Annotated in this window: 8 protein-coding genes; all 8 read right to left on the bottom strand. The window is 64.9% G+C overall.

What is annotated here, in order from left to right:
* Positions 1-113: 113 nt before the first annotated feature.
* Genes ILT44_RS25095 through hisD form a run of 8 tightly spaced genes read right to left on the bottom strand, consistent with a single transcriptional unit; the run spans position 114 to position 7,681 of the window.
* A complete protein-coding gene (locus ILT44_RS25095; RefSeq protein WP_204242341.1) occupies positions 114-809 on the bottom strand; it encodes an RraA family protein in 696 nt (231 codons plus the stop codon).
* Positions 809-1,498 (bottom strand): alpha/beta fold hydrolase, encoded by a 690-nt coding sequence (locus ILT44_RS25090; protein ID WP_372441248.1) that lies wholly within the window; start codon positions 1,496-1,498, stop codon positions 809-811. Before ILT44_RS25090 ends, ILT44_RS25095 begins: the two co-directional genes overlap by 1 nt.
* Positions 1,495-2,616, bottom strand: a complete 1,122-nt coding sequence (locus ILT44_RS25085; protein WP_204242339.1) for a cobalamin-independent methionine synthase II family protein — start codon at positions 2,614-2,616, stop codon at positions 1,495-1,497. The genes ILT44_RS25090 and ILT44_RS25085 overlap by 4 nt, the downstream gene beginning before the upstream one ends.
* A gap of 11 nt (positions 2,617-2,627) precedes the next feature.
* Complete coding sequence (locus ILT44_RS25080) at positions 2,628-3,599, bottom strand: cupin domain-containing protein (protein ID WP_204242338.1); 972 nt, start codon at positions 3,597-3,599, stop codon at positions 2,628-2,630.
* Positions 3,596-4,585 (bottom strand): nuclear transport factor 2 family protein, encoded by a 990-nt coding sequence (locus ILT44_RS25075; RefSeq protein WP_204242337.1) that lies wholly within the window; start codon positions 4,583-4,585, stop codon positions 3,596-3,598. Before ILT44_RS25075 ends, ILT44_RS25080 begins: the two co-directional genes overlap by 4 nt.
* A complete protein-coding gene (locus ILT44_RS25070; protein WP_204242336.1) occupies positions 4,582-5,613 on the bottom strand; it encodes a LacI family DNA-binding transcriptional regulator in 1,032 nt (343 codons plus the stop codon). The genes ILT44_RS25075 and ILT44_RS25070 overlap by 4 nt, the downstream gene beginning before the upstream one ends.
* Positions 5,610-6,374, bottom strand: coding sequence for an SDR family NAD(P)-dependent oxidoreductase (locus ILT44_RS25065; protein WP_204242335.1), 765 nt, complete (start codon positions 6,372-6,374; stop codon positions 5,610-5,612). Before ILT44_RS25065 ends, ILT44_RS25070 begins: the two co-directional genes overlap by 4 nt.
* On the bottom strand, positions 6,371-7,681 hold the full coding sequence (hisD, locus tag ILT44_RS25060; protein ID WP_204242334.1) for a histidinol dehydrogenase: 1,311 nt from the start codon (positions 7,679-7,681) through the stop codon (positions 6,371-6,373). The genes ILT44_RS25065 and hisD overlap by 4 nt, the downstream gene beginning before the upstream one ends.
* Positions 7,682-7,717: the final 36 nt, after the last annotated feature.

Here is a 7,717-nt window from a genome sequence, read left to right as displayed (position 1 = left end):
ACCCGATCCACACGCTTTGCCTCAAGCCCTCCAGGTCGTCGCTCACGCCAAGGAGGTCTCGCATCCAGACAACTAGGTCGCGAAGAAGCCTTGGCGCTCGTCTGTCCAGCCCTTCAGACCCGCGAGGCTTCGAACCGTCGCCATGCATCTTCGAACTCACCGAAGCTCTCCAATCCCGCCCGCATCGGCGCCAGGATAACGTACTCCGACCCCCGCAGCTTTCCGATGGCCGCCTCAAGATCCGGAACAACCTCTGGCGGGATAACCACGGCGCCGTGACGGTCGGCATGGACGAGGTCACCTGTGGCAATCCTCAATCCGAAAATGGTGACGGGATCCCCCACGCTCACCACATGCACGAAGCCGTGGCTCGGCCCGATGCTGCCCGCAACGACGGGAAAGCCTTCCGGCAAATCCCCGAGATCGCGCACGACCCCGTTGGTGAGCGCGCCCGACAAGCCGAAGGCCTTGTGGATCGTCGTGTTTACCTCGCCCCAATAGGCTCCTATGCAGTCGGGAAAATCGAGATCTTCCACGACCGCGATGGATGGCTTGGACGCCTCATACATGGCCCGGTAATAGGCCATACGTTTCGCGCGCACGGCCTCCGGTGGGGCCATCGATGGCGCACGAGCCCTCAACTGAGCCGTGACTGCGTAGCCGACCATCGGCGGCTCGGCCGGTGCGCTCGCAATCATCGTTCCGCGGGTAAAGGCGTCAAACCCGCGTTTGCCCTGAGCGACCTCAATGGCGTTGCATATGGTCGGGGTGTCGCAGCCCCGCAGGAGTTTGAGGAGGTTCGGGTTCATCATTCCTCCAGCCAGCGGCGCAGGGCCGCGATTGTTGGGGTGGGATTCTCTAATGTCGGCAGATGTCCTGCGTCTGGGACGATCACCAACCGCGATTGTGGCATCAACGCGTGCATGAGTTCGTGCCGGTCGAGGGGGCACAGGCGGTCGTCCTCCCCCGTCAAGACGAGTGCCGGCTGGTGGAACCGGGCCAGCGCGCCCTGGCGGTCGAGCCGGTCTCGAAGGGCCAGTGACTGGCGGATGAAAATTTCCGGTCCGAGGTCGAGCGCCATTTGCATGCACAGCGCGAGGATGGAGGGATCACTGGCTCGCGGCGAGAGGTAATGCGGCTTCATCTCATCGCGCAGGACACCTGCAAGATCGCCGGACGTCACGCGCTCGATCTGCGCTGCTCGCCGCCGCTTGACATGGTCGGCCTCGGCGCGCGGGTTGGTATCGAGGAGCGCGAGCCGCTCGATCCGCTCCGGCGCCTGGTTTAGCATTTCCATGGCAACGATGCCGCCCATTGACAGGCCTGCCAAGGCAAAGCGCGGTGGCGCGTCGCGCAGGATAGCCGAGGCCATGGCGGAGGTCGTGGATCCCTCGACCGGAAGGGCGTGATGGACCGGCTGCTCTGCAAACATGGATGCAACCTCGCCCCACATCCGCGCGTCGCACATCATGCCCGGAATTAGCAACAGAGGGATCATCCGACTCGGCGTGCCCCCTCCTTGAGCGCCGCGAGCTTAGCCCAAGCGATCTCCGGATCGACCGCTCCGAAGCCGGCAAAGGTGCCGAAACCGCAATCGGAGCCGGCGATGACCCGTTCCTTTCCAAGGATGGACGTGAACCGCTCGAGCCGTTGCGCCACCAGCTCCGGGTGTTCGACGAAGTTGGTCGTGCTGTCGATAGCGCCTGGAATGAGTACCTTGTCGTCGGGAATCTCATCCGCCCGATTCCGGAACACGGTCCATTCGTGGCCGTGCCGGGGATTGGCCGTCTCGAAGAGGATGTAGCGCGCCGGCACGCGCATGAGGAGGGGGAAGACCTTCGCCATGTCGATGTCGCAGACATGCGGTCCCTCGTAATTGCCCCAGCAGATGTGCAGGCGGACGCGCTCACGTGGCAGACCGTCGAGCGCCTGCTCCAGCGCTTCGACATGGGTTGCCGCAATCTGCAGGAACTCCTCGTCGGACAGATCGGGAAAGAGCATGTGCCGGCTCAGCGCGAGATCGGGGCAGTCCAACTGCAGGTCGAGCCCGGCTTCGATGATCGTGCGGTATTCCTCCCGCATGGCCTCCGCCAGGGCGCGCAGATAGGCGTTCCGATCCGGGTAATAGGCATTCTGGAGGAAAAGCGAGATTACGCCCGGCGAGGCCGCGTTCATGAAGCCCCGCTCGACCCCGTGAGCGGCCATGGCCACCTTCAGGTTTGCGATATCCTTGGAGAGTTCGCCCTGCCCCTTGGACGCGACCGGCCCCACGCATTGCGGCCTCGCGTATTGGGGGGTGCCGCCGCTCTTCCCCAAACGCTCCAGGAATGAGGGGTACAGTTTCAGGTCGGCGGGTGCGTTGCGCGGGCTGTCGCCTGCGAAGCCGGTATAGCGGTCCTTCACGTAGGTCGCGTAGCTGATCTTCGAGCACTCGCCGTCGCTGACGATGTCGATGCCCACCTCCCGCTGGCGACGGACATTCTCCATCACGGCGTCGCTCATGCAGGCATCGAATGCGTCGGCGTCGTAATCCTGCCCGCGCTCGCGCGCGAACAGGAAGTCGACGACCACCTGGGACCGCGGCAGCGATCCGACATGTGTGGCCAACAGCGCCATGACATCTCCCCTTACGAAAGCAGGCGGCCCGTCGCGCCGGCGTCGTCGTCGGTGTTGTAGACGCGGTAGAGGCTGGCCTCCCCCGTCATCGAGGGCGACAGGGAATGTTCCAGCCCCGGTGGGATCGCCGCGGTATCGCCGGGATTGAGAACGATCTGTCCGCCATCCCAGGTAAGCCGCCAGTGACCGCGAACCGGCATCAGCACCTCATGCCGGTCGACCCTGTAGGAACCCTCGGGAATGGAGTTGCGCGAGAGCATCTCGACCTCGAAGCCGGGACGGTCCTTGAGCACCCCGTCCGCCCCGATAACCTTGGCGGGCTGGTGGTCGGAGAGCGCGATGAGGTCCCAATAACGGGCGACGTAGTGCGGCACGACATCGGCCGTGGTCGGCTCGGGAAACGCCTTGAGTTCCTCCTCCGTCAGGAGCGGCATGGGCGACACATTCTCGGGGAGCAACTGGCCCTTCTTCGTGTCATAGAGCTTGCCGTTGCTGCCCAGCACCAGGCCGTGGTCGCGGGCATCCTCGATTACCTGGGGCGCCCAGACCACACCTCCACCGGCGTCATCCCCTCCCAGGATTGCCATGATCATCCCATAATCGGTGCCGATGTTCTCGAAGCCGCGGAAGATCCCGGTCGGGATGTTGATGATGTCACCCTCCTCCAGCACCACCTCGCCCGCGTTGCCCCAGCGGCCCCAGAAGAAGCGCCAGCGTCCCTTCAGGACGAAGAACACCTCCGCCGTGCGGTGCACATGAAGGCTGTTCCGGCATTTCGGCGGCTGGCCGGCGGCGCCGATGTTAAAGCCAGGTGTCTCGCGGATATGCACGTGCTGGTCGGGGCTTTCGCTGACCCCGCCGCCGATGATCGTGAAGTTCTCCTTCTGGTTCGAGCCCGGGGTGTGGGCGTCGATGAAGGCGGTCTTGCAGGGGCGCAGGTCGCCGTAGCGGACGATGCGAGCTTCCATTTCTTCCAATGTCATAGATCACCTGTATGTAGGAGGATTTGCTTCCAAATCGCCACTTCGTCGAAGAGGACGAACTCACGGCGCAGCCCGGCCCCACCTGCACCGTAGGGACCGTACTCGGCATGGGCCATGCCCATGACGTGGACCCTTGCGCCGCTCGGGCGTCCGAACATGCCCCAGCCGTCATGCGTACCGTCGAGCGACCACCTGATCGCTGCGCGCGGGGGCATCATCCCGCCTTCCATGCCGATCCGGTGGTGGATTCTGAAAACCGCGGACGGGAAGGAGGAACGAAGGCCAAGCCAGAAATCAGCGAGTTGACGGTGGCCGATCAGAGTTTGCGCACCGGGAAACTCGCCGATCGCGGCCCGGTCGTAAGCGGACAGCGCATGGGCGAAATCCGCCTGCATGATCCGCTCCAGCGTCTCGGCATAGCGCACCCCCCAGGGGTCGTCGTTGCCCTGGCCCTCATAGCCCCCCTGCCTGTCCGTCTCGGGCGTGAACGGCCGTATGGCCGCGTCGGGCCCGCCCTCCCGGTCGATCAGGAGTCGTGCGAAAGCTTTAGGGTCGCCGCCGAGCTGGCGGACGAGCCCGCCGTTGTCGCGCACGAGCCACTCATCGAAGATCGTGCCGGCCTTTGCGGCGCAGTCGGCGATGACGCGAACCGTGAATCGCCTGCCGGAGGCCGCCCCGAAATACCCATCCCGTCGGTGGGTACCCGTCGAGATGATGCGGTGCGAGGACAACCAGCCGATCTCCTCGTCTCCGGACCAGATCACGTCCTCGCCCAAGAGCTCACGGTCCGGGAACTCGTGCAGCGTCGCCATAGTCGAGGCGACGACGCCTTCGTTGCCGATGGCCACGCCCATGGGCGTCCGAACCGGAATGTCGTGGCTGTAGCTGCGGTGGAGGGTAGCGATCCCGCGATCCTCCCAGATCTCTCGGGTGATGCCCAGGATGTAATCGGGAAAATCCTGCCACCGGTTCCAGAAATCTGTCATCGTCCCTCTCCCTTTGGCAGGCGGGCGGATCCCCGGATCATGAGGGGGCTGTCGATGCGGATCTTGCGCGGCGTCCGGTCCCCAGACAGATGGCCGAGCAGTGCCTCGACCGTGGCGGCGACCATGCGGTTCACAGGCTGGCGGATGGTGGTCAGCGCATAGGAGGGCCAGGCCGCGATAGGTACGTCGTCGTAGCCGATCACCGAGACGTCGCCCGGGATCGATAAGTTGAGCCCGAACCGCAACTCGTCCATGACGGCGAAAGCCATATGATCGTTGCCGACAAAGATTGCATCGGGCCTTTTCCCAGCCCCAGCGCGGCACAAATCCCGAGCGGCAGCAGCGGCGGTCTGTCGGTCATACATGCCGTCCACGAGGGCGTGCGGGCGACGCCCCGCCTCCTCCATTGCAAGGCGAAAGCCCGTGGCGCGATCGCGCCCTGTCGAGGAACCCTGCCAGCCCATGATGTGAGCGATCCGCTCATGCTCGGCCGCTATCAAAAACTCGGCCGCTCGCCGTCCCCCGGCGATGTTGTCGGAGGTCACCTCGCTCAAAGCATCGTCGTCCTGCCCGCGGTTGAACATGACGACGGGGATGCCCAGGGCCGATAGGCGGCTCGTGATGTCGTTCGACAGTCCCACCGAGGCCGTGATGATCCCGTCCACGCGGTAGTCGATGAGCTGCTTGACAACTTCGGACACCTGTTCGGTGTGATTCTCCGCCATGAAAACGAGGATGTGATAGCCTTCCGCCTGCAGAACCCGCGAGAGCCGCTCCAGCGCCATCGGGTAAAACTGGTTTTCGAGATAGGCGACGAGGAGACCGATGATGCGGGTCCGGCCCGTAATCATCGCCCGCGCCAGCGGGTTCGGCCGGTAGCCGAGCTGCTCGGCTGCCGCCTGCACCTTGGAGATCGTGCGCTTGGACGCCGACGCGCCGGGGGTGAAGACTCGGCTGACCGCGGATTGGCTGACTCCGGCGAGCCGGGCCACGTCCAGGGCTGTGACAGGGGTGTTGGTCTCCGTCATTCCGCGGTCCATCCGCCGTCGATGATCAGATGCGTGCCAGTCATCATCGCTGAGGCCTCCGATGCGAGGAACACGACTGGCCCCATCAGGTCCTCTACCTCCCCTACCCGTCCGAGCTTGATCTTCGACAAGATCCACGCCTTGCGCTCGGGGTTTTGCAGCGTCTGCTCGCCCAGTGGCGTGCGGATGAACGTCGGGCATAGCGTGTTGACGCGAATGCCGTGCGGCGCCCATTCCAGGGCCATCGCCTTGGTCATGCCCTCAAGCGCATGTTTGCTGGCGGCATAGACTGCTCGCTCGGGCCCGCCCACATGCCCCATCTGCGAGGAGATGTTGATGAGGCTTCCTGGCTTGCCTGCCGCGATCAGCCCCCGCGCGACTTCGCGCGTCAGAAAGAAGGCCGCCCGCAGATTGACCTCCATCACCGCGTCGAAATCCTCGGCGGTCGTCTCCAGGGCCGGCGCATGCCGGGCGAGCCCGGCCGAGTTGACGAGGATGTCGAACGGACCTTGCGCTTGGAGCGCCTCGCGCATGGAGGAAAGATCGGTGATGTCGGCCGACAGAATGCTGGCCTTGCCGCCCGCGGCCAGGATCTGATCGCATAACTGCGAAAGGGCGCCCGCGCGACGAGCCAGCAAGGTGACTTCGGCTCCAGCCGCGGCGAGGGCGACGGCCGCGCCGCGGCCGATGCCCGACGATGCCCCGGCGACCAGAGCGCGGCGTCCGTCGAGCCGGAACGAAGGGGTGCGCGGCAGGCTCATTCTGCTGCGACCCCGTACGGCACATTCCTGCCGCCATACCGGCGCACCCTGATATTGCATTGCTCGGCATGGCCGACGAATCCCTCCAGCATACACAGGCGCGAGCCGTATTCGCCGATCAGCGTCGCGGCCTCGTCGGTGAGCACTCTCTGATAGCTATGGGTTTTGAGAAACTTGCCCACCCAGAGTCCGCCGGTGTAGCGCCCGGCCTTTTTCGTGGGCAGCGTGTGGTTGGTGCCGATCACCTTGTCGCCGTTGGCCACATTGGTACGCGGCCCAAGGAACAGGGCGCCGTAGCTGTGCATGTTGTCCAAGAACCAGTCGTCCCGGTCGGTCATCACCTGCACATGCTCGTAGGCCATGTCGTTGGCGACCGCGAGCATCTCCTCGTAAGTGTCGCACAGGATGACGTCGCCGTAATCGCGCCAGCTCACCGAAGCGGTTTCGGCCGTGGGCAGAACGGTGAGTAAGCGCTCGATCTCCGCAACCGTCCCATGCGCCAGGCGAGCCGAATTGGTGATCAGGCAGGCAGGCGAATTGTAGCCGTGCTCGGCCTGGCCCAGGAGGTCGGTTGCGCACAGTTCCGCATCTACCGTCTCGTCGGCGATCACCATCGTCTCGGTGGGGCCGGCGAAGAGATCGATGCCGACCCGGCCGTAGAGCTGGCGCTTGGCCTCCGCCACATAGGCATTGCCCGGCCCGACGAGCATGTGGACGGGCTCGATGGTCTCGGTTCCCAGCGCCATTGCGCCCACCGCCTGGATCCCGCCCAGCACGTAGATCTCGTGCGCGCCGCCCAGCTGCATCGCCGCGACGATGGCCGGATGGGGAGCCCCTTTGACGGGAGGTGCCGCGGCCACGATCCGCGGCACGCCCGCCACGCTCGCGGTCAGCACCGACATATGCGCGGAAGCCACCATGGGGAACTTGCCCCCAGGAACGTAACAGCCCACCGACTGCACGGGGATGGTGCGGTGCCCGAGGATGACACCTGGCAGCGTTTCCACCTCGACATCGGTTATGGTCGCGCGCTGCGCCTGTGCGAACCGCCGGATCTGGTCCTGCGCGAAGCGTATATCCTTCATGTCCCGCTCAGGCACCTGCTGCATGGCCGCCTCGATCTCCGAAGGCGTGAGCCGGAACGAGGCCGGGGCGTAATTGTCGAACCGCTGAGAGATTTTGCGCACCGCCGCATCGCCCCGTGCCGCGATGTCCTCCAGAATGCCTTCGACGGTCGAGCGCACCTTTGCATCGTCCTCGGCGCGTGCTTGCTCGGGTTTGCCGGACTTGATCCGCTGGATGGCCATGACATGGTCCTTATGAAAGGCTGATGGAGTGGAGGA

Source organism: Microvirga arvi, from assembly GCF_016892765.1.
In the GTDB taxonomy this organism is placed as follows: Bacteria; Pseudomonadota; Alphaproteobacteria; order Rhizobiales; family Beijerinckiaceae; genus Microvirga; species Microvirga arvi.
Note: the sequence above shows the minus strand (reverse complement) of the source record. Positions and strands in the feature narration are given on the sequence as shown.

Excerpts from the sequence above, each read along its gene's own strand:
- ILT44_RS25075 (WP_204242337.1), bottom strand. The coding sequence starts at position 4,585 with ATGACAGATTTCTGGAACCGGTGGCAGGATTTTCCCGATTACATCCTG.
- hisD (WP_204242334.1), bottom strand. The coding sequence starts at position 7,681 with ATGGCCATCCAGCGGATCAAGTCCGGCAAACCCGAGCAAGCACGCGCC.
- ILT44_RS25080 (WP_204242338.1), bottom strand. The coding sequence starts at position 3,599 with ATGACATTGGAAGAAATGGAAGCTCGCATCGTCCGCTACGGCGACCTG.
- ILT44_RS25065 (WP_204242335.1), bottom strand. The coding sequence starts at position 6,374 with ATGAGCCTGCCGCGCACCCCTTCGTTCCGGCTCGACGGACGCCGCGCT.
- ILT44_RS25070 (WP_204242336.1), bottom strand. The coding sequence starts at position 5,613 with ATGACGGAGACCAACACCCCTGTCACAGCCCTGGACGTGGCCCGGCTC.
- ILT44_RS25090 (WP_372441248.1), bottom strand. The coding sequence starts at position 1,498 with ATGATCCCTCTGTTGCTAATTCCGGGCATGATGTGCGACGCGCGGATG.
- ILT44_RS25095 (WP_204242341.1), bottom strand. The coding sequence starts at position 809 with ATGAACCCGAACCTCCTCAAACTCCTGCGGGGCTGCGACACCCCGACC.
- ILT44_RS25085 (WP_204242339.1), bottom strand. The coding sequence starts at position 2,616 with ATGGCGCTGTTGGCCACACATGTCGGATCGCTGCCGCGGTCCCAGGTG.